This is a genomic window from Flavobacterium piscisymbiosum (assembly GCF_020905295.1).
Lineage (GTDB): Bacteria > Bacteroidota > Bacteroidia > Flavobacteriales > Flavobacteriaceae > Flavobacterium > Flavobacterium piscisymbiosum.
On sequence record NZ_JAJJMM010000001.1, the window covers coordinates 1,747,250 to 1,769,101 of the forward strand.

The window sequence follows — 21,852 nt, forward strand, 5'->3', positions numbered from 1 at the left end:
ACCTTAATCAAATAATAAATAATATGGGAGAAACTCAAGTAAAAACTGCGCATCCAAAAGGACTTTGGGTATTGTTTGGAACGGAGATGTGGGAGCGATTCAACTTTTATGGAATGCGAGCTTTATTAACTTTATTTCTTGTGAATTCATTATTGATGAAGGAAGAAGAAGCTTCTATAATTTACGGAGGTTTCCTTGGACTTTGTTATTTAACGCCAATGTTGGGAGGTTTTGTAGCCGATCGTTTTTTAGGTAACAGAAACTGTATTTTATTAGGCGGATTGCTAATGGCAATTGGACAAATGTTATTGTTTACCAGTGGTAGTGTTTTTGAGTCTAATTTGAGTTTAGCAAAAGCTATAATGTACTGTGGCTTAGGGGTTATTGTTTTTGGTAACGGATTTTTCAAACCAAATATTTCCAGTATGGTGGGGAGTTTGTATCCGAAACAGGAAAAAACAAAACTTGATACTGCTTTTACAATTTTCTATATGGGAATTAATATTGGTGCCTTCTTAGGTCAGTCAATATGTCCTTTATTAGGAGATGTAGTTGATAAAGGAGGTGTTAGAGATATTCATGCTTTTAAATGGGGATTCTTGGCAGCTTCTGTAGCGATGCTTTTAGGTACATTACTTTTTTATGTCTTGAAAAATAAATATGTGGTATCTCCAGAAGGGAGACCATTAGGAGGTTTACCTTCTAAAAATGTTGCTGAAGATTTTGAAGAAGGAGAGGCACAAAAAGCTAATTTTTCTAATAAAGCTTTAATCGGTGCAGGAATTGCATTTTTTGTTTTAGGTCTATTTTTTCATTACGTAGTAGGTCAGAATTTAATTTATACTTTAATTTATTCTAGTGGATTAGCTTTAGCAGGATTGATAATATCTGATTCTTCATTGACAAAAATTGAAAGAGATAGAATTATTGTAATTTATATCGTTTCATTTTTTATTATTTTCTTTTGGGCGGCTTTTGAACAAGCAGGTTCATCATTAACTTTTATTGCGAATAATCAAACTGACAGGAATTTCTTTGGATGGCAAATGCCTCCATCGATGGTTCAGATTTTTAATGGATTATTTGTTGTCGTTCTTGCAGTTCCTTTTAGTATTTTATGGGATTATCTAAGAGCAAAAAGTAAGGAGCCTATTTCTCCTGTAAAGTTAGCTATAGGTTTGGTGGTGATTACTGTGAGTTTCTTTATGATTGCTACTCAGGTATCTTATATTGGGACCTCGGGATTGTTATTGGTTAAATGGCTTATTTTATTGTATTTCTTGAATACTTGTGCTGAGTTGTGTTTGTCTCCAATTGGTTTGTCATTGGTTGGTAAATTATCTCCAAAACGTTTTGCTTCTCTTTTGTTTGGTGTTTTCTTTTTGTCTAATGCTTCAGGTTATGCTTTAGGAGGGACTTTAGGTTCTATTTTGCCTCCAACAGGTGATAAGTATAAAGCAGCGGAAAAGGTAAATATTGATTTGCAATCAATTTTGGAAAATAAATCTGTTGCAAATGGCGCAGAATTATTTGCTTTGGCGCAATTACAGATAGCAAAAATTGATAAAGAAAAATCTAAAGAATTTAAGTTAGATGTAGAAAAAAAGATTGAAACTATCGCTGAGATAAAGAGTCAGAGAGATGTTGCTGCAAAAGCCAAAGTTGAATTTGTAAATAATTTTACAGCGAAAGACACAACGTTTACGGCAAAAGAATTGGATATTCTTAAGGAGAAGAATATTATTACAGTTTCATATCCAGAATTTGCTGGATTTATTATTCACAACTTATATGAATTCTTTATGGTATTTGTTGTTTTAACCGGTATCGCAGCAATTATATTATTTGCTTTGACTCCATTCTTGAAAAAGATGATGCACGGTGTTCGATAAATAGTACTAATGATATATGAAAATTACCTACAGGTTTAGGCTTGTAGGTAATTTTAATTTTAAAGAGATTACAGTTATGTGGAAAAAACACCCAAAAGCACTTCCTTATTTATTTTTATCTGAAATGTGGGAGCGTTTTGGTTATTATTTAATGATCGGGATTTTTACTTTATATCTAAAAGATGTAAAGGATGGTTTTGCAATGACAGAAAAAGAAGCTTCTGACTTATACGGAACTTTTATTGCATTGGTATTTTTAACCCCTTTTATTGGAGGTCTTGTTGCTGACAGGTATTTAGGCTACAAAAAATCTATTGTTTTTGGCGGAATTTTAATGGGTATTGGTTACTTCCTGATGGGGGTGCACGATATTACCGTACTTTACATTGCCATGACTTTGGTGATTGTAGGTAATGGTTTCTTTAAACCCAATATTTCTACATTATTAGGAAGTTTTTATTCTAAAGAAGAGTTTAAAGATAAAAAAGATGAAGGCTACAATATTTTCTATATGGGAATAAATGTTGGGGCTTTTATTTGCAATTTCTTTGGTGCCGCATTACAGATTCTTTTAGGATGGCATTGGGCTTTTATGGCAGCTGGTGTCGGTATGTTTATAGGTGTTATTGTGTTTTTGTTAGGTACAAAACATTATGTAGGCTACGATCAGAAAAAAGGAGTTCAGGAAGGCGATATGCCGTTTTATAAAATTGTTCTGTTCATTTTATTGCCTTCTTTTGTTTTTGGAGCGATTGGCTGGTTGATAAAAGGTGTTGCTTCAGAAACTAATTTAGACAGTTACATCTTTGGTTCAGATAGTACAGATGCTTTTATTTTTGCCTGTATTCCGATAGTTTTCTTTTATGGATCTCTTTATTTTAAAGCTAAAGTAGAAGATAAACGACCAATTGGTGCTTTGTTGGCTATTTTTGGAGTTGTAATTTTATTTTGGGCCGTTTTTAAACTGAATGGCTCGGCGCTTACTACCTGGGCAGATCGTTATACAGACAGACAAGTAACCGGAACCGCCGGTCAGTTTGTTGGTAAACTAAAATTAGCCAAAGAAGTAGAATATAAAAAAGTTTCGACTGAGGTTTATGACGAACAATTTCGTTTGCAAAAAACAAATGGAGTTGTAGAAACAGAAGTAAATTACCCACTATATTTTAGAAATGTTGCACCTGAAAAATTACCTGCAGAAGGTGCGAAAGTGCATCTTTGGGCAACCAATTTAAGTCAGTCTATAAATCCTGCCTGGGTAATTATATTAACCCCTTTGATTGTTGCGTTTTTCTCTTTTTTACGATCCAGAAAAAAAGAACCTTCGACACCTACAAAAATTGCTTTTGGTTTGCTAATTTCGGCGCTGTCTGTTTTAGTTATGGTCGCAGCTGTGCAAATTGGTCATGACGGAGCCGAAAAAGTTAGTGCATGGTGGCTGGTAGCAAATTACGGAATCATAACAATTGGAGAGTTATTTTTAAGTCCAATGGGATTATCAGTAGTATCTAAATTGAGTCCGGTAAATATTACTTCCTTAATGATGGGAGGTTGGTTTTTATCGACTTCGATAGGAAATAAATTAAGCGGAGTTTTGGCTAGTATGTGGGATACGTACGACAATAAAGCTAACTTTTTTTGGGTTAATTTTGCATTGTTAATGTTTGCAACCGTACTAATGTTTGTTTTAGTAAAGCAGCTTAATAAGGTGATGAAGGAACGAGGAATCAATTAAATTATTTATAAATAAATGGAGCATAAGATCACTTTAGAAGAAATTCAAAATTTTAAAGGCAATTACCCAAAACAATTGTGGTATTTGTTTTTTGTTGAAATGTGGGAGCGTTTTTGTTTTTATGGAATGCGTGGTGTTCTTGTTATTTTTATGGTAGATCAGCTTTTTTTGAAAGAAGATCATGCCAGTGAGCAATATGGAGCTATTCAGGCTTTTGTATATGCCTTTACTTTTATTGGAGGTATTTTTGCCGATAAGATTTTAGGATTTAAGAAATCATTATTTTTTGGAGGAATTGTAATGATTCTGGGTAATCTTTTGATTGCCGTTGCGCCTCATGATTTCTTTTATTACGGAATTGCTTTTTCGATTATCGGGACTGGTTTCTTTAAGCCAAATGTTTCCTCGATGGTAGGAGAATTGTATCACGAAAACGACGGACGAAGAGACGCTGGTTACGGAATGTTTTATGCCGGAATAAATGTCGGAGGACTTTTTGGTGGTGCGTTATGTGTTTATTTAGGAAAATACTATTCTTGGCAATTGTGCTTTTTATCGGCTGCTATTGTGATGTTTTTAGGTTTAATTACCTTTTTATTTACTAAAAAACATTTAGGGCCAATTGGGGATTCTCCGTTATTACACTTAGAAAAAAATAAAAGAAGAATTCGTGAGATAGCAGTATATGCTTTGTCTATTTTGAGTTTGCCTTTTATTTTTATAATGGTGAAGAATACTAAATATACAGATTATTTCATGTATACTATTGGTACGATTGCCGTTTTGTATTTTGCGTATGAATTGTTTAAATTAGCAGATGCTAAATTACAAAAGAAGCTTTTTGCAGCTTTTCTGTTTGTATTTTTCTATTTCTTGTTTAATTCTATTTACGAGCAAAGTGGAGGGTCGTTGTCGCTTTTTGCAAAAGATAATTTAAATGATAAGTTGTTATTTTTTACTATTGATCCTAATGTTGTTAATAATAGCTCGAATACTTTTTTTGTAGTTGTTTTAAGTCCGCTTATTGGTTTATTATGGATATGGCTTGGAAAACGAAAAATTGAACCTAATACCTTAATTAAATTTGGAATTGGATTTCTATTTCTTGCGGCTTCTTTTTATATCTTCTATCTGACCAGATTTTTTGCAGATTCTAAAGGGATCGCTTCATTGAATGTGTTTACTTTTGCTTATTTAATAACCACTATTGGTGAGCTTTGTTTAGGGCCAATCGGTATGTCTATTATTACAAAACTGTCTCCAAAAAGACTCTTTGGTATGATGATGGGATTATGGTTTCTTGCAAGTGCTTTTGGGCAATTGGCAGCAGGTAAACTGGGAGCGGAGATTTCCAGATCAAATACCGGAGATACTTTAGTTTCTAAACTGCAATCGTATACAGAAGGATATTATCAACTGGCTATTTATTCGCTTGTTGCGGGAGTAATTTTATTGGCAATTTCGCCAATTATCAGGAAATTAATGCAAGAAGTAAAGTAGACGTATATACGAATTCTTTTTTTGTTTAAATTTGTCAAAAAATAAAATAGCCATGAAAAAAATATTTTTAATAACCTTGTTTTTAGTTGGGGCATTTGCAGTGCAGGCGCAAGAACTAAAATGGTATACAGATGTAAGAGAGGCAATTACTGTAAGTAATAAAGAGCAAAAACCAATGTTGATGTTTTTTACCGGAAGCGATTGGTGTGGTTGGTGTATTCGTTTACAAAATGAAGTTTTAAAAACCGCTGAATTTACAAAATGGGCTAAAGACAACGTTGTTTTAGTAGAGTTAGATTATCCAAGAAGAACGCCTCAAACTCCTGAGATTAAAAATCAGAATAATGAGTTACAGCAAGCTTTTGGAATACAAGGGTTTCCTACCATTTATTTTACAAGTGCTGAGGCGAAAGATGGTAAAGTAAATTTTAAAGGATTAGGACAAACCGGATATGTTGCCGGAGGTCCATCTGCCTGGTTAACAGTTGCTGAAGGAATTGTTCATCCGAAAAAATCTTAAAACAAAATAAATAATCTATAATAGATGTAGAAACTCCTTACGTTATCGTAAGGAGTTTTTTTTGTTTAGTAAGAAAAGTTATTCATTTGTTTTGTTGTTTTTAAGGCTTTGATATTTTATTGTATGTAAAAAAACATATAATGTATTTTTTGTATTAATAAAAATTGGAAAATTAAAATAATATGTTAATTTCGTCATGCTATACTAACCAAAACCAATTATATTATGACCAAAAAATTACTTATCCTACTATTTTTTTTAGGTTCATTTTTTATGCATGCACAAAATTTAGTTTGGAGAACAAACATGACTGATGCTATTGCAATAAGTAATGAATTAAGAAAACCAATGCTAATTTTATTCACTGCCTCAGGTGTACCGGAAAACCTTCAGAATGAAATTTTTAAAACTCCGGATTTTGCAGTTTGGTCGCGTGACAATGTGGTTCTTGTAAAACTGGATTTATCAGATGTCAATGCAGAGCAAAGTGATAAAGAACAGAATATCAAATTAAAAAATGCATTTGGTGTTCAGGAATTGCCGGAAGTGTGTTTTGCGAGTGCTTCAATTAGAAAAAATAAAACAACATTTAGTGCTTTAGGAAAAATTGCCTACAAACCAGGTGGTGCAAAAGCATGGATAGCAGAATCAAATGCAATTTTGCATCCTAGTGAATAAATTAAATTTAAATTAAGTTTCTTAGTTTAATTTGTAGATTCCCTTTTCGTTTTTTAAGCGAAAAGGGATATTTTTTCAAATCCTCTTTATGCTGTTAATTAATTGATTATTAATTAAAGTGGCAGTTTTTATTAAACCATCAAAAAAATAATTGTTTATTGTTGATTGTGTATTTCTTATAGTGTTTAGTTAATTAAGCGCTTGTTCGTTGTGTTTTTTATATCGTTTATGTTAAATTAGTAAAATAAATGCAACTTAAACTTGAATTAGATATGAAACAAAAACTACTTATTTTTTTATTTATTTTGGGTTCCTCTTTCTTGCATTCACAAAATTTAATTTGGAAAACAAATATGGCTGACGCCCTTAAAATGTGCGATGAACAGAGAAAGCCGCTTTTAATTTTCTTTACATCATCAGGAATTTCGCAGAGTATTCAGAACGAAGTTTTTGCAACACGTGATTTTTTAGATTGGTCCAATAAAAATATTATTTTATTAAAACTTGATTTGTCTGATGCTACTTTATCTGCAGAAGAGAGGGAACAAAATGTGAAGTTAAAGGAAGCGTTGGGTATTGAGGAATTACCAAAGGTTTGCCTTGCTACTGCTTCTATTAGAAGAAATAAACCCATGATTAACAAACTTGGTTTACTTGATTATAATTTTGGTGGAGCAAAAAGATGGATTTCCGATGCTAAAGTGATATTAAATGGAGAATAAATGAGCTCATTTTATTCTAATTTGTAATATCCTTTTTCACTCGTTGCGTGAAAAGGGATATTTTTTTTGAGACAAGTATATTTCCATGTTTTCTGGATCGAATACGAATTTGATGCATCGGCAATTATTATTTTAGGGTGTAGATCTTGTAAGATACGTTCTAAATTTATTTTGGGCGATTGTGTAAGTATCAAAATATCGGGTTGAATTCTGGTTTCATAAACTCCTGAGCTGTCTATTATGGATATTTTTTTTCCATTAAAATACAAAGCATTTTTAATTTTATGGGTTGATGTTAGCTTTCCAAAATTTCCAACTAAATAAGAATTGAGAATGTTATTTTTCGAAAGTGTATCATTTGTAAAAAGCGTAATATTCTTTCCTCTTCTCTCCGACAGCAGCGTATTTTTCTTTGTGTTATAAACAATTATCTCATGTGTGTTTTCGATTTCTTTTTTGGTGTAGATAAGGGATGTCTGTAAAAAAATTATCGTAATTAATAAAAAAGCGAATTGGTTGTAAGTCGGTTTTTTACTCCAAATAACCGCCGAAATAATAAACAGATAAAAAGTAAGAAGATAATAAAAGTTGAAACTTATATCGCGTATTACGAACCACTCAAACGAAGCAACAATATGAATTGTTTTGTTTAAAAGGTAAATGCTTTTTTCGAAAATTTCGATGATTATAAGAGGAGGAGTGATGAAAATGGCCAGAATCATTATAATAATTCCAGCGATCATTATAAAAGATAAAATTGGAATAATAACAATATTGGTCACGAAAAATAATCCCGGAAATTGATGGAAATAATACAAACACAAGGGCAGAGTGCCAATTTGTGCAGCAAACGAAACGGTTAATGCATTCCAGATCGTTGTTTGAATTTTATGTTTTGGTGTCCATATTTTTTTTAATACGGGCTGTAACCATACAATAAAAAACAAAGCAAGATAGCTTAACTGAAAACCAACATCAAATAAAAAATAAGGTTCGAAAAGTAGTATTAGCAAAATAGATACAAGTAAAGTATGGTAAATGCTTCCGCTTCTTCGCAAATGATTTCCTATCGCGAGAAACGAAAACATGACAACAGAACGTAAAACCGATGGGGATAATCCTGAAATTACTGCAAAAGCAGTTAAGGAGATCAAAACGGAAATTAGTTTTATCAAAGAACCTTTTCGTGTATTTGGAATTGGTTTTAGAATAAAATTTATAAAAATCATGATGAATCCAACGTGTAATCCGGAAACTGATAATATATGTGTAGCTCCTGAATATTGATAATCCTGAATAATATTAGATGAAATATCTTGTTGCTGCCCAAGGATAAGTGCCAGCGCAACATTCATTTCTTCACTATTAAAATTGGCTTTTTCGAGATGGCGAACTATGCGCGAATGCAGTCTGCCAGAGTAATACCAAATGTCTTTTTTGATTTTTTTATTAATGCTAATCTCTGCTTTGTTGATGTAGATTTGGGCATAAATTTGTTTGTCTGCCAGATATTTACTGTAATCAAATTGATTAGGATTTTTGGAAGAATTGTTATGTTGCAGCGTGGTTTTGACTTTTATGATGTTCCCTATAATAGGATTTTTTGTGCTGTCTTTCTGAATGTTTAGGATTATTTTACCCGAGTATTTTTCGTTACCGATGGTATTTATTATAGCAGTAAATCGGTCATTATAAGAATTACTTTTAAGCTTTTCCCGTAAAGTAAAGGTTATGATTTCAGGAGTTTCAAATGCTTTTTTACAATGAATATAATTTGATTGTTGAAGCGAATTGGTGTGAAATAGTAAAGTGAGAACACCAATGAAAAATGAAATGAAATAGGTGCTTAATCCAAAAAAGGTATTGAACTTTTTGTTTTTTCGGGTTGTAAAATAAGAGATACAAAGAAGGATTAATCCAACAATAAATATTGGACCAACAATAGCAATTGACGGTTTGCAGTAATAACTAAGCAATATGCCGAAAATAAACCAAATCGTAATTTTCGCCAAAGGAAAATCTAATACTTTCATGGTTTAAAAGTATTAAATATTTTGTAAGAAAAAAGATATATTTTATTTAATTGAGTTTACTCCAGAACTCTATTGATTTGTACAAATGAATTTTGATAGTAAGCCTCTTTGGTAGAAGAAATTATAACCCCTTTTGAAGTTGAAGAGTGAACAAATTTAATTTCATTTGAATTCACTTCGGTAATAAGACCAACATGATTAATTTGTTTGCTTCTATTGGTTTTAAAGAAGATTAAATCGCCTTTTTGAGCATCATTAACTTTAATTATTTTTCCAATTTTTGCCTGTTCATAAGAAGGTCTTGGTAATTTAATATTCTCCGACTCAAATGTAGTATACACCAATCCTGAACAGTCGAAACCACTTCTGGTAGTTCCGCCGGCTTTGTATTTTACACCAATATTGTCTGTTGCTTTTTTAATCAGATTATTAACTACATATCTATTTTCTTTTTTGTTTTCTGTCTTCGATTCGTTTTTGCTCACAGCAGTTGATGTCGATTTACACGAAGTAAAAAAAACGGCTAAAAGAAGTATGAGAAGTATTTTTTTCAAACCAAAAATCTTTAATTATTTTAAATCAGCTACAATAAGTTTCGCTGTTTTTTTACTTGCGCCAACGCCGCCCAATTTTTGCTCCAGAATATCATAATTCTTGAGTAATTTTTCGCGATAAGTTGGTTCCAATAATTTTTGTAATTCTTCTTTAATGCGTTTTGTATTGCATTCGCTCTGAATCAATTCGGTTACAACTTCCTGATCCATAATTAAATTTACAAGCGAAATATATTTCAAGGTAATAATTCGTTTTGCAATTTGGTAAGAGATTGAACTTCCTTTATAGCAAACTACTTCGGGAACTTTAAAAAGAGCCGTTTCAAGAGTTGCAGTTCCGGAAGTTACCAGCGCTGCAGTTGAAGAACGCAGTAAATCATAGGTTTTATTAGAAACAAATGCGATGTTTTTGTTACTAATAAATTGCTGATAAAATTCATAATCCTGACTTGGAGCACCCGCGATTACAAATTCATAATCCTGAAAATCATCAACAACACTTAGCATAACGCCTAGCATTTTGGTAATTTCCTGTTTTCGGCTTCCCGGTAAAACGGCAATAATAGGTTTTTCGCCCAATTTATGTTCTTTCCTAAAAATAGCTTCATCAAAAGGCGGCTGATTCTGGATCGCATCAATTAAGGGATGGCCCACAAAATCTACCGGAAAATGATGTTTGTCTTCGTAAAAGCTTTTTTCGAAAGGTAAAATCACAAACATTTTGTCAATGTCTTGTTTGATAGCTTTGATTCTGTTTTCTTTCCATGCCCAAATTTGGGGCGAGATATAATAATGAGTTTTATAATTTAATGCCTTTGCCCATTTTGCAATACGCATATTAAAACCTGGATAATCGATAAAAATTAAAACATCAGGCTGATATTCTAAGATATCTTTTTTGCAAATTTTAATATTGTTTAAAATGGTTTTTAAATTAAAAATAACTTCAATAAACCCCATAAAAGCCAATTCACGATAGTGTTTTACTAAAGTTCCTCCTGCTTTTTGCATCAAATCACCTCCCCAAAATCTAATATCGGCCTGAGGATCTTCCTCGTAGATAGCTTTCATTAAATTTGAACCATGTAGATCTCCGGAGGCTTCACCCGCTATTATGTAGTATTTCATATGAATTTTATTGAAAGTGTGTTTTAATTTTTAAACACAACAATTTTTTTGCAAAACAAAGATAAGATTTAAATAAATAAAGTAGAAATTGCTAAAACAATCACAGCCAGAACAACACCTCTAGCCTTAAGTTCTTCGTTTCTTTTTAATAGAATCCAAAAAACGGCGAGGTCTAATACTGTACCTATAGTAATTACTTTTCCTAAATATCCCTGTTGCTTTATAATTTGGATTCCTGTAGAAAGATCAAATTTTGTAAAAAATGTGATAAATAAATAGCTGCCAAGTAAAGCTGTAAAGATTCCAACTATAAAACCAATAAGTAAGTCTTTTTTATTCATTTAAGTTCCATGTATTAAGTTGTTGCATAGAGTGATGGGCCGTTAGATCAAACTGAACCGGAACGACAGATATGTAACCGTTTTCTAAAGCCCATTCATCAGTATCTTCTCCCTGATCTTCGTTGGTAAATTTTCCTGTAAGCCAGTAATAATCTTTCCCAAAAGGAGTTTGTCGTTTGTCGAATTTCTGCGCATAATAGGCTTTCGCCTGACGACAAATTTTTATTCCTTTAATCTCGTTCTCTTTTAATTTGGGAAAATTAACGTTTAAAACGACACCGGGAGGCAATTTATTTTTGAGGGTTTCTAAAGTTATTTTTTTTACAAATGATTTTATTTGTTCAAAATCGGCATTCCAGTCAAAATCTAATAAAGAGAACCCAATAGCCTGAATTCCTTCTATTCCTGCCTCAACAGCAGCGCTCATTGTACCGGAATAAATAACATTTATAGAAGAATTTGTACCATGATTAATTCCTGAAACACAAAGGTCCGGTTTTCTTTTTAAAATTTCATTTACGGCCAGTTTTACACAATCTACAGGAGTTCCCGAGCAGCTGTATTCTGTTATTACGTCTTCTTCTTTCGAAATTTTATCCAGAAATAAAGTATTATTTATAGTAATGGCATGTCCCATTGCGCTTTGTGGTTTGTCCGGAGCGACAACAATTACTTCACCAATGGTTTCCATTACACTTATTAAAGCTCTAATTCCCGGTGCAAGAATTCCATCATCATTGGTGACTAATATTAAGGGTTTTTCGTTTTTCATGCTCTGGATTTTATCTCGATTTATCAAAATTAAGGCTTGTAAAAGCAAATGTAGTAACTGATTTTGGTAGAATGCTAACAAATAAGCAAAAATTATAAACTAAATTCAAGAACATTTTTGAACATCAAACATTTTTATATCTTTAACAAAAAATTATAGTGAACTTGGCATGTTGACTTAGTTTTTACCGTTAACTTAGATTAAAAAATTTGATGAATGCTATTATTAAGTTTATGAAAAGAAATTATAAAATACTTATAGCCGTATTATGCTTGTCTTTAACCTTATTTGCTTTTAAAATTAATGCAGATAAGTCAGTTGATCCGGACCCGAACAGAGATAAAACGCTTTTAGAATTACTTGCATTTGTTATTGAAAAAGGACATTATAGTCCGGCAGAAATAAATGACGAATTCTCTAAAGGAATTTTTAAAGATTACGTTAACGCGTTAGATCCTTCAAAAAGATTCTTTTTGCAGTCTGATATTGACGAATTCAAACAATATGAGCTGCAATTAGACGATCAGTTTTTGAATAAGGACTTAACGTTTTTCAATCTTACTTATACAAGATTGATGAAGCGTATGGAAGAAAGCAAAAAACGCTATAAGACTATTTTAGCACAGCCCTTCAACTATGATGTTGATGAGACTTTTAATGCTGATTATGATAAGTTGCCTTATGCGAAAAATGCAACAGAAATCAATGAAAGATGGAGAAAGCAAATTAAATTATCGACTCTTTCTTCGCTTGTAGCAAAACAAAAAATAGAAGAAGATAAAAAGAAAACAGATCCTAATTATAAGGTGAAATCTTTTGAAACTTTAGAGAAAGAAACGCGCGATAGTTCTTTAAAATCTTTAGATGATAACTTTAGTTTGATTAAAGATTTGAATAAAGAAGATTGGTTCTCTGTATACGTAAACTCAATTATGACACGTTTTGATCCGCATACAAGTTATTTTGCACCGGAAGAAAAAGACCGTTTTGATGTAAATATCAGTGGAAAATTAGAAGGTATTGGAGCGAGATTAACTAAGAAAAATGATTTTACTCAAATTGATGAATTGATTTCCGGAGGGCCAGCCTGGAAAGGAAAACAATTGGAATCAGGAGATTTAATTTTAAAAGTAGGACAAGGAAACGATGAGCCTGTAGATGTTGTAGGGATGCGTTTAGACGATGTTGTGAAAAAAATTAAAGGTCACAAAGGAACTGAAGTAAAACTTACGGTTAAAAAAGTAGACGGGACAATCAAAGTAATTTCGATTGTAAGAGATATAGTTGAAATCGAAGAAACATACGCTAAATCTAGTATTGTAGAAAGAAACGGATTGAAATACGGAGTAATTTATTTACCTAAATTTTATATCGATTTTGAAAATAAAGACGGTCGTGATGCCGGAAAAGATATCGCTCTTGAAGTTGAAAGATTGAAAAAAGAAGATGTGAGCGGTATTGTACTTGATGTTCGTGATGATGGTGGTGGATCTTTATCTACAGTGGTTGATATTGCAGGTTTGTTTATTGAAGAAGGACCAATTGTTCAGGTAAAATCGGCAGGAAAAAAGAAAGAAGTTTTATACGATAAAGATAAAAAAATCGAATGGGACGGACCATTAGTAATTATGGTGAACAGTTTCTCTGCTTCGGCATCAGAGATTTTGGCAGCTGCAATTCAGGATTACAAACGTGGCGTTATCATTGGTAGTAAACAAACTTATGGTAAAGGAACAGTTCAAAACGTTTTAGATTTAAATCAGTTTGTTCGTAATGCAAATTATGGTGATCTTGGTGCTTTGAAAATTACAGGACAAAAGTTCTACAGAATCAACGGAGGTTCTACTCAGTTAGAAGGTGTTCATAGTGATGTTGTGATGCCAGATCGTTATGCTTACCTAAAAATGGGAGAGCGTGACAATGATAATGCTATGCCATGGGATAAAATAGATCCGGCAGATTACAGCACTTGGAAATCGAATGAGAATTTTACTAAAGCAATTGCAAATAGTAAAGATAGAATCGCTCAAAATGCACAATTCAAATTGATTGAAGACAATGCAAAATGGATTGATGTTAAAAATAAAGAAAACACCTATAGCTTAAATATTAATAGTTTTAAAGCAACTCAGGAACAAGTAGAAAATGAAGGTAAAAAATACAAGCCAATTTCAGATTATAAAAATGATTTGGTATTTAAATCTTTACCATACGAAGAACTTGAAATGAAAGGTGATGCGAGCTTAAAAGAAAAAAGAGATGCTTGGCATCAGGCACTATCTAAAGATGTTTATGTTGAAGAAGCATTGAATGTTTTGGATGATTTACAATCTAAAGGTGGTGTAGTAAAAGGATCTGTTTCTCCTAAAATGAAAAAGGATAAATTAGTAAAATCTTAGTTCTTTAATAGAATTAATTTGTTAGAAAACGCTTCAGAAAATTTAGGTTTTTTGGAGCGTTTTTTTTGTAAGTTTATATTTCGAAATTAATATTGGTTGAAAAATAATACTATAAGAAGAATGAGGAATTATATTTTTTTAAGTTTGATTTGTTTTGCTTTATTATCGTGTAAAAAAGAAACAAACGAGAAAACTGAGACGGTTCAGAATCAGGAATCTACATTTGTTTCCAGTCAAAATAATACAGATTCTGTATATACTTTTTCTTATTTGCCTACTTCGACTACAAAACAAATTGTAAAACATAAATATTATACTCTTTCATATAATGAAAAATTTGAGCAGGCAGAATGGGTTGCTTACGAACTAAAGAAAGAATATCTAAAAAACGGAAACTTTAAACGTCCGTATTTTGTTGAAGATCCAAGTGTAACGACGGGTTCTGCAGATTGGAGAAATTATAAAAAATCAGGTTATGATAAAGGGCATCTTTGTCCTGCCGGAGATATGGAATTTGATCAAAAGGCATACAACGACACTTTTTATACTTCGAATATTTCACCGCAGGATAACGATTTTAATAGCGGAATTTGGAACAGATTAGAGCAAAAGACACGTTATTGGGCTGATAAATACAATGATATTTATGTGGTAACAGGAGGGATTCTGAACGATTCAGATAAAAAAATAGGAACAGAAAAAGTAGCTGTTCCTAAATATTTTTATAAAATTATTTTGGCTAAAACCGGGAAAGAACATAAAGCAATTGCATTTCTGGTTCCTAACAAGGATAGCGATCAATCATTGTATGATTTTGTGGTTCCTATTGAAACTTTAGAAAAAATGACCGGAATTGATTTCTTCCCAAATTTAAAAAACTTAAAAAGCAGTAAGGATTTTTAAATTGATAAACTGCTTTGTGCTTTTCCTGGATTAAATAGAATAAAACTCATAATTGCTAAAATCCAGACACCAATACCGCCGTAAAGTAATATCATTTCAAAACCATGAGCCAGTGCCGCATGTAAAATAGATTGAGAAGGATCTAATGTTACTAGCTGAGGAAAATCCTGATTAAGGGATGAAAAATTTCCTGCTGCAATTTTTTCTGAAATTGATTGTAATGTTTTGGTATCGACAGCTCCGGAAAAGGCATTATTTAAATAGAAGAAAATTCCTTTTACCAGAATAAATCCCATTAAAGCAATATTGATAGACAAAGTAATCAATCGGGCACTCATGTCTATTCCTGATGCCATGCCAGAACGATTAGAAGGAACTGAACCTGTAGTTGTATTCGTTACAGGAGTATTAGTTAAACCCAACCCAATTCCTGCCAGTAAAGAACCCGGAAGCATGGTAAGCCAGCTCGCATGTTCTGCAATGCTGCCATATCTCATAACAATAAAACCTAATCCTATTACAAATAAACCTAACGGAATTACAATTCCCGAACGATAACGAACCGAAAGATATTCGGCAAACGGCGGAATTATTAAAGTAGGAAGGGTATAAGCGAGTAAAGAAAGTCCAACTGTCACGACATTATATCCTAAACAACTTTGGAAATAAATAGGAAGATAAATGATAAAAGGCCAAAAGCTAAAATTCATACCAATAGATCCTAAAATAGCACCTGAAAAATTACGGATTTTAAATACCGTAAAATCAAACATGGGGTAAGGATTGGTTTTTTCGACCCATAAAAACAACACAAAACTTAGTATTGTAATGGCTAAAATACCCAAAGCTATAGAGCTCGTAAAACCAAGATCAGGTCCTTGTGTAATATAGTATGTTAATCCAAATACAGCTATAGATAATGTAATCATTCCCCAGATGTCTATTTTTTTAGCCTCAGGATCTTTAGATTCGTCTACATAACCGTAAACCAGAATTACGGCAAGTAGAGCAATTGGTGCATGTATTAGAAAAACCCATTGCCAGGATAATAGTGCTATAATCGAACCGCCTATTATAGGGCCAAAACCTAATCCTACACCAAGAATAATTCCCCAGATACTAAAAGCCCTGCTGCGTTCTTTTCCTTCCTGAAACTGATGTGATAAAGTGGCAACCTGACAAATTAGCATCGCACCTCCGCTTACTCCCTGAAAGAAACGGCTTATTACCAATAGCGTTACATTATCTGCTAAACCGCAGACTAATGATGAAATGCCAAATAAAATTAAAGTAATAATTAGAATACGTTTTCGGCCGTATCGGTCTGCCAGGGTTCCGGCTGCCATTAAAACAGTGGTGCAGCCTATGGTATAAATATTCATGATCCATTGCATGTCTTTAAGATTAGCATTCAGGACTTTTTCGAGTGTTGGAAGAATGACGGGAACACTCGAAATTTCAAGTGAGAACATTAAGGTTGCCAGGCAAATAGCGATTAAAGCGATGTTGTTTTTGCTGGAGTAAAATTTTTGCTTCATTTTTATATTTTATTTTTAGCAAAATTAAACTGAGTATTGTTCTTTTTTCGGTACAATTAAATGATAAAAAAGTACTTTTGTGTTATGAGAAAAGAAAACATGCATCAGTCGGTAGAGGTACTTTATAAAAAAGTAGATGAATGCCCAATTGTAAATTCGCAATTCAGTTTTTTTCAGATGGTGTATGTTATTTCGGGAAATGGATTTCTTAAGATCAATGGTAATTGTATTTCTTATCAAACGGGAAATTTGATGTTACTGACACCCAATGATTATCATAATTTTGATATTGTAACCACTACAGAATTTTTATTGGTTAAGATTAATAGCGAGTACGTAAAAGAATATAAATCAAAAAGTATCGATCATATAGGGTGTTTATTGCATTATGCAACACATTTATCGGGTTGTATTTTAAAGCGAAAAGCAGATGAATTCCTGGTAAAATCAATTTCAGATTCCTTGATTCATGCTATAGATAATAAGGATATTTACGATGAAGATTTAATTACGCATTATGTAAACGCTCTTATTGTAATTGCTGCCAGAAACATTGCTAAAATAAAACCAACAGGAGTAAAAGAAAGTGCCGATAAAAGAATTCTGGAAATCATCAATTACATTCAGGCTCATATTTTTTGTCCTCAAAAATTAAAAGCTTCAGCTTTAGCAAAGGAATTTGATATATCGGATACTTATCTGAGTAGTTATTTTAAAAATCATTCCGGAGAAACGATTCAGTCTTTTATTTCAAATTATAAAATAAGATTAATAGAACATCGATTGCGTTTTAGCGATATGAGAATTAATGAAATTGTAGAAGAATTTGGTTTTTCGGACGAAAGTCATCTCAATAAATTTTTTAAAAAGCACAGAAATATTAGTTTGACCGGATATAGAAAAGCTAAGGTTTTTCAGAATTGATTAAAGGATTGTAAAGGTCTTTTTTTACGCAGATCTTGCAGATTAGGCAAATTTAATTTTGAAAATTGAATCATATAAAAAAGCCGAAGATTTCTCTCCGGCTTACTTTTTATGTCTTTTGAAACTTAGAAAGTTGTCAAAGCTTTTAGTTCTGCAATAGTTTGAGTTGGATTTTCGGCTTTAAAAACAAAGCTTCCGGCAACCAAAACATCAGCTCCGGCTTCTACAAGTTGTTTTGCATTTTTACTGGTTACGCCACCGTCAATTTCAATAATTGTCGAAGCATTTTTACGAGTAATTAAATCTTTTAGTTTTTTTACTTTAGCATAAGTATTCTCGATAAACGATTGTCCTCCAAAACCTGGATTCACACTCATGATACAAACTAAGTCAATATCGTTTATAACGTCTTCTAATAAATCGATATTAGTATGAGGATTAATCGCAACTCCAGCTTTCATTCCTTCTGCTTTAATGGCCTGAAGTGTTCTGTGAAGGTGTGTGCAAGCTTCGTAATGTACGCTCAGGATATTTGCACCTAAATCAGCAAAAGTCTTGATGTATCTGTCCGGATCAACAATCATCAAATGTACATCGATTGTTTTTTTGGCATGTCTTGAAATTGCTTCTAAAACTGGCATTCCAAAAGAAATATTCGGAACAAAAACACCATCCATAATATCAATATGAAACCAATCAGCCTCGCTGTTATTGATCATTTCGATATCACGTTGTAAATTGGCAAAATCAGCTGCTAGAACAGAAGGAGCAATAAGTGTATTCTTCATTTTGTGTAGTTGTGTGTAGTGTTATTTTTTGCAAAGATAGATTTTTTATGATTTACATTGAAATTTAACCGCAAAGTCCGCAAAGATTTACGCAAAGTTCACAAAGTTTTATGCTGAAGGTTTTGATGAATTTATAAAGTTCGAAAGATTGATCAACGCAAAGCTTTGCGAACTTTATGTTTTTACAAGATCCAAAAGATAAAAAAACCTTTGCGGACTTTGCGGTTAAATGAATTTTCAATTAAGGCCAATAAAAAACTCCGGTAATCAGCCGGAGTTTCAATCATCAATCAAAAAACGAACAGTCAATCAAACTGTTGTTTGCTTTAAAGTCCAATATAAGCATTATCGCAATAAATTCCAAATCCCAACAATAATTGGAATTTGGAATTTTAATATTGAAACTTAATTTCTTTATATTATCCTAAGTAAGTTTTAAGGATTTTACTTCTTGAAGTATGTTTTAATCTGCGGATTGCTTTTTCTTTAATCTGACGAACACGCTCACGAGTTAGGTCGAAAGTTTCTCCAATTTCTTCTAAAGTCATTGGGTGCTGATCGCCAAGACCAAAATACAAACGAACCACATCTGCCTCTCTAGGAGTTAATGTTTCTAATGAACGCTCGATTTCAGTACGTAATGATTCGTGAATAAGCTCTCTGTCAGGGTTTGGAGATTCTCCAGAACGTAAAACGTCATAAAGGTTAGAATCTTCACCTTCAACAAGAGGTGCATCCATAGATAAGTGACGACCAGAGTTTTTCATAGACTCTTTTACGTCATTTACAGTCATATCAAGTTCTTTTGCAATTTCCTCAGCAGAAGGCGGACGCTCGTTAGATTGCTCTAATAACGCATACATTTTGTTGATTTTATTGATAGAACCAATTTTGTTTAATGGTAAACGAACAATACGGGATTGTTCTGCCAAAGCCTGAAGGATCGATTGACGAATCCACCATACAGCATAAGAGATGAATTTGAAACCACGAGTTTCATCAAAACGTTGAGCCGCTTTAATTAAACCTAAGTTTCCTTCATTAATTAAATCCGGAAGAGTTAATCCTTGATTTTGATATTGTTTAGCAACCGATACAACGAAACGTAGGTTGGCTTTTGTTAATTTTTCTAAAGCTCTTTGATCACCAGCCTTTATTCTTTGTGCTAATTCTACCTCTTCATCAGCGGTAATTAGGTCAACTTTTCCAATTTCTTGTAGGTATTTGTCTAACGATGCAGTTTCACGATTGGTTACCTGCTTGGTGATTTTAAGTTGTCTCATGTTTTTTGTCTCCTCAATTTTTAAGTGTACAAGTAGTTATACGTAAAGAGATACGAAAAGGTTACAAAAAAAATAATTTTTATTTAAAATAAAAAAACACCCCGACTTAAAAGCTTAAGCATGAAGTGTTTTTTGCTGAAAAAGGGGCAAACTTTTTTTATTCAGATATGTCATCATAGACATCAAGCATATTGTCGAATATCTTTTTTAATGATTTTATATATAATGGAAATGCGATAATCAATAAGATATATTCTTTTCGTAATACCGTAACGTCATCAAGGATTTCGTATAAACTCGGAATTATTAAAGTCAGAGAAACAGCGATACCAATCCAAGGATTATTTTTTATTTTTTTTAAAATGGATAAAATTTTCATGTCTGGTGGTGTATTTACGGCAAGTCTCATTTATGTCTGTATAGCTTTTGGGTTCTGGGGTAAAAGTAATTTTGATTTCTCTGTTTGAAATCAAAAATGTCACGAAAGCCATTTTTTTTGTCATGAAATCTTTAGAAGTCTTTCGGGTTTGGGATATTTCCTGCAAAAGCAAAAAAAATCCTCCCGGGATAGAGAGGATCTGTATAGTTAGGAATTACTTGTACTAAGACAGAATGTTCATTTTTTTTAGAAAATCTTTATAAGTGTCACTAAGGTTTATCTTGTGGTCTCCTTTTAAGATGATAAGATTGTCGGCCAAAATAATTTCTTCAATTTTATCTTTATTGACAATCGTATTACGATGTGTTTTTACGAATTTATTTTTATCCAATAAATTACTGATTTTGGTAAGAGAGATCTGAATGACAAATTTTTCCTTTTCGGTAATAATATTGCAATAGCGTTCTTCGACTTCGATATATAAAATGTCGTTTATGGCGACTTTTTTTAGTGAGTTTTTCTTCTTTATAAACAAATAATCATTGCTAATTACAGTGTCTTGTTCTTCGCTCATAAAAACATTCGTTTGAGCATAGAATTTTTCGACGGCCATTTCTATAGCGTATAGAATTTCGAGTTCGTTAAAAGGTTTCATCAAAAAACTAAAAGGCTTGGTAAGTTTTGCTCTTTCAAAAATTTGACGATCCTGCGAACTGGTCAAAAACACAAATGGTTTAGAAGCATTTGGAATTATATTAATAGATTCAGCAAAGGTGATTCCGTCTGGTTTTCCGTCCAGAAAAACATCTATAATAATGATATCTACCGTATTCTCGTAAAAAAGTTTTAATGCATCGGTAAAGTTGGCAGCAACGCCTGTAATGTTATAATTGTTTTCCACCAGAACTTTAACAAGTGCATCGCTTTGCTCAGGAGTATCTTCTATAATTAGAACATTAATATTATCCATTTGTTCTTGTTTTTGGGAAGCAAGTATTTTTTTGTGGTATTTTTATTGAAGTAAAGTAAAGAATTATTATAGAGAAAATGATTGTTTAAATCGTGTTTTTTAAGAGTATTTGTTGAAACAAAGAGAATGTTGTAATTTATGGCTAAAGATTCAGTAATTTTTTGTGTTATAGAATGTGTTAAAGTAAAACCCCAATCTTTTTTAGTGTAAAAGATTGGGGGTTTGTAAAAGATGTATTTGTTTTGGATTAATCTGATATACTAGTCTTTGTACCTCTTGAAGTCTTTGGATCTTCTCCTCCTGAGATAACTCGTAATTGTTTTCTGGAAAGAGCAGTAAAGTTTTTAAGGCTTGATTCTTTTGCTGTTTGTGATGATTTGCTTTTCATGGTGTTTTATTTTTATGTTATTTTTTGATTTTTAAGCTATTTTGGATTAATCTCCTGAACTTGTCTTTGTGCCTCTAGATGTCTTAGGATCTTCTCCTCCCGAGATAACTTGTAATTGTTTTTTTGAAAGAGGTGTGAAGTTTTTAAGGCTTGATTCTTTTGCTGTTTGTGATGGTTTGCTTTTCATGGTGTTTTGTTTTAATATTTCTGATCCCTTTAGCTGTTTGGATTAATCTGATGCACTTGTCTTTGTACCTCTAGATATTTTAGGATCCTCTCCTCCTGAGATAACTTGTAATTGTTTTCTGGAAAGAGCTATGAAGTTTTTAAGGCTTGATTGTTTTGCTGTTTGTGATGATTTGCTTTTCATGGTGTTTTATTTTTATGTTATTTTTTGATTTTTAA

22 protein-coding genes are annotated in these 21,852 nt (G+C 32.4%); 9 read left to right on the top strand and 13 right to left on the bottom strand.

What is annotated here, in order from left to right:
* The first annotated feature begins 23 nt into the window (after positions 1–23).
* The 6 genes from LNP81_RS07855 (at position 24) to LNP81_RS07880 (ending at position 7,047) form a co-directional block, all read left to right on the top strand.
* Positions 24–1,892 carry a peptide MFS transporter gene (locus LNP81_RS07855; protein WP_230034798.1) on the top strand — a complete coding sequence of 623 codons (1,869 nt, stop codon included), beginning with the start codon at positions 24–26 and terminating at the stop codon, positions 1,890–1,892.
* Between the two features lie 76 nt (positions 1,893–1,968).
* On the top strand, positions 1,969–3,627 hold the full coding sequence (locus LNP81_RS07860; RefSeq protein ID WP_230040883.1) for a peptide MFS transporter: 1,659 nt from the start codon (positions 1,969–1,971) through the stop codon (positions 3,625–3,627).
* 15 nt (positions 3,628–3,642) lie between these two features.
* Positions 3,643–5,127 (top strand): peptide MFS transporter, encoded by a 1,485-nt coding sequence (locus LNP81_RS07865; RefSeq protein ID WP_230034800.1) that lies wholly within the window; start codon positions 3,643–3,645, stop codon positions 5,125–5,127.
* Between the two features lie 52 nt (positions 5,128–5,179).
* A complete protein-coding gene (locus tag LNP81_RS07870; protein WP_230034802.1) occupies positions 5,180–5,647 on the top strand; it encodes a thioredoxin family protein in 468 nt (155 codons plus the stop codon).
* A 225-nt stretch (positions 5,648–5,872) separates the two neighbouring features.
* A complete protein-coding gene (locus LNP81_RS07875; RefSeq protein ID WP_230034804.1) occupies positions 5,873–6,325 on the top strand; it encodes a thioredoxin family protein in 453 nt (150 codons plus the stop codon).
* 272 nt (positions 6,326–6,597) lie between these two features.
* Positions 6,598–7,047 (top strand): thioredoxin family protein, encoded by a 450-nt coding sequence (locus LNP81_RS07880; RefSeq protein WP_230034806.1) that lies wholly within the window; start codon positions 6,598–6,600, stop codon positions 7,045–7,047.
* A gap of 11 nt (positions 7,048–7,058) precedes the next feature.
* Here the strand turns inward: LNP81_RS07880 and LNP81_RS07885 are convergent, their stop codons facing one another.
* From LNP81_RS07885 to surE, 5 genes are all read right to left on the bottom strand, one after another.
* The gene (locus tag LNP81_RS07885) at positions 7,059–9,080 is read right to left on the bottom strand and encodes a ComEC/Rec2 family competence protein (RefSeq protein WP_230034808.1); all 2,022 of its coding nucleotides are present in this window, start codon (positions 9,078–9,080) and stop codon (positions 7,059–7,061) included.
* Between the two features lie 56 nt (positions 9,081–9,136).
* Positions 9,137–9,634 carry a C40 family peptidase gene (locus LNP81_RS07890; RefSeq protein ID WP_230034810.1) on the bottom strand — a complete coding sequence of 166 codons (498 nt, stop codon included), beginning with the start codon at positions 9,632–9,634 and terminating at the stop codon, positions 9,137–9,139.
* Between the two features lie 15 nt (positions 9,635–9,649).
* The gene (gene lpxB / locus LNP81_RS07895) at positions 9,650–10,762 is read right to left on the bottom strand and encodes a lipid-A-disaccharide synthase (protein ID WP_230034812.1); all 1,113 of its coding nucleotides are present in this window, start codon (positions 10,760–10,762) and stop codon (positions 9,650–9,652) included.
* A gap of 68 nt (positions 10,763–10,830) precedes the next feature.
* Positions 10,831–11,103: a hypothetical protein gene (locus LNP81_RS07900; RefSeq protein WP_230034814.1), complete on the bottom strand. Its 273-nt coding sequence runs from the start codon at positions 11,101–11,103 to the stop codon at positions 10,831–10,833.
* Positions 11,096–11,875, bottom strand: coding sequence for a 5'/3'-nucleotidase SurE (gene surE / locus LNP81_RS07905; protein WP_230034817.1), 780 nt, complete (start codon positions 11,873–11,875; stop codon positions 11,096–11,098). The genes LNP81_RS07900 and surE overlap by 8 nt, the downstream gene beginning before the upstream one ends.
* A gap of 212 nt (positions 11,876–12,087) precedes the next feature.
* On the opposite strand from surE, the gene LNP81_RS07910 reads away from it, so the two are divergent.
* Positions 12,088–14,274, top strand: coding sequence for a carboxy terminal-processing peptidase (locus tag LNP81_RS07910; protein ID WP_230034819.1), 2,187 nt, complete (start codon positions 12,088–12,090; stop codon positions 14,272–14,274).
* Positions 14,275–14,394: 120 nt separating this feature from the next.
* A complete protein-coding gene (locus LNP81_RS07915) occupies positions 14,395–15,177 on the top strand; it encodes a DNA/RNA non-specific endonuclease (RefSeq protein WP_230034821.1) in 783 nt (260 codons plus the stop codon).
* Here the strand turns inward: LNP81_RS07915 and LNP81_RS07920 are convergent.
* The gene (locus LNP81_RS07920) at positions 15,174–16,715 is read right to left on the bottom strand and encodes an MFS transporter (protein WP_230034823.1); all 1,542 of its coding nucleotides are present in this window, start codon (positions 16,713–16,715) and stop codon (positions 15,174–15,176) included. The two genes, LNP81_RS07915 and LNP81_RS07920, sit on opposite strands and share 4 nt — an antisense overlap.
* Positions 16,716–16,799: 84 nt before the next feature.
* Here LNP81_RS07920 and LNP81_RS07925 point away from each other — a divergent pair, with 84 nt between their 5' ends.
* Complete coding sequence (locus LNP81_RS07925) at positions 16,800–17,639, top strand: AraC family transcriptional regulator (protein ID WP_230034825.1); 840 nt, start codon at positions 16,800–16,802, stop codon at positions 17,637–17,639.
* A 125-nt stretch (positions 17,640–17,764) separates the two neighbouring features.
* On the opposite strand, the gene rpe is transcribed toward LNP81_RS07925, so the two are convergent.
* The 7 genes from rpe to LNP81_RS07960 form a co-directional block, all read right to left on the bottom strand.
* The gene (gene rpe, locus LNP81_RS07930; protein WP_208682682.1) at positions 17,765–18,427 is read right to left on the bottom strand and encodes a ribulose-phosphate 3-epimerase; all 663 of its coding nucleotides are present in this window, start codon (positions 18,425–18,427) and stop codon (positions 17,765–17,767) included.
* Between the two features lie 419 nt (positions 18,428–18,846).
* Positions 18,847–19,710 (bottom strand): sigma-70 family RNA polymerase sigma factor, encoded by an 864-nt coding sequence (locus tag LNP81_RS07935; protein WP_007804760.1) that lies wholly within the window; start codon positions 19,708–19,710, stop codon positions 18,847–18,849.
* A 157-nt stretch (positions 19,711–19,867) separates the two neighbouring features.
* Positions 19,868–20,119: a hypothetical protein gene (locus tag LNP81_RS07940; protein WP_230034827.1), complete on the bottom strand. Its 252-nt coding sequence runs from the start codon at positions 20,117–20,119 to the stop codon at positions 19,868–19,870.
* Between the two features lie 193 nt (positions 20,120–20,312).
* The gene (locus LNP81_RS07945) at positions 20,313–21,059 is read right to left on the bottom strand and encodes a LytR/AlgR family response regulator transcription factor (protein ID WP_230034829.1); all 747 of its coding nucleotides are present in this window, start codon (positions 21,057–21,059) and stop codon (positions 20,313–20,315) included.
* A 247-nt stretch (positions 21,060–21,306) separates the two neighbouring features.
* The gene (locus tag LNP81_RS07950) at positions 21,307–21,447 is read right to left on the bottom strand and encodes a hypothetical protein (protein WP_230034831.1); all 141 of its coding nucleotides are present in this window, start codon (positions 21,445–21,447) and stop codon (positions 21,307–21,309) included.
* A 46-nt stretch (positions 21,448–21,493) separates the two neighbouring features.
* On the bottom strand, positions 21,494–21,634 hold the full coding sequence (locus LNP81_RS07955; RefSeq protein ID WP_230034833.1) for a bacteriocin: 141 nt from the start codon (positions 21,632–21,634) through the stop codon (positions 21,494–21,496).
* A 42-nt stretch (positions 21,635–21,676) separates the two neighbouring features.
* Positions 21,677–21,817, bottom strand: coding sequence for a hypothetical protein (locus tag LNP81_RS07960; protein WP_230034835.1), 141 nt, complete (start codon positions 21,815–21,817; stop codon positions 21,677–21,679).
* Positions 21,818–21,852 lie beyond the last annotated feature (35 nt).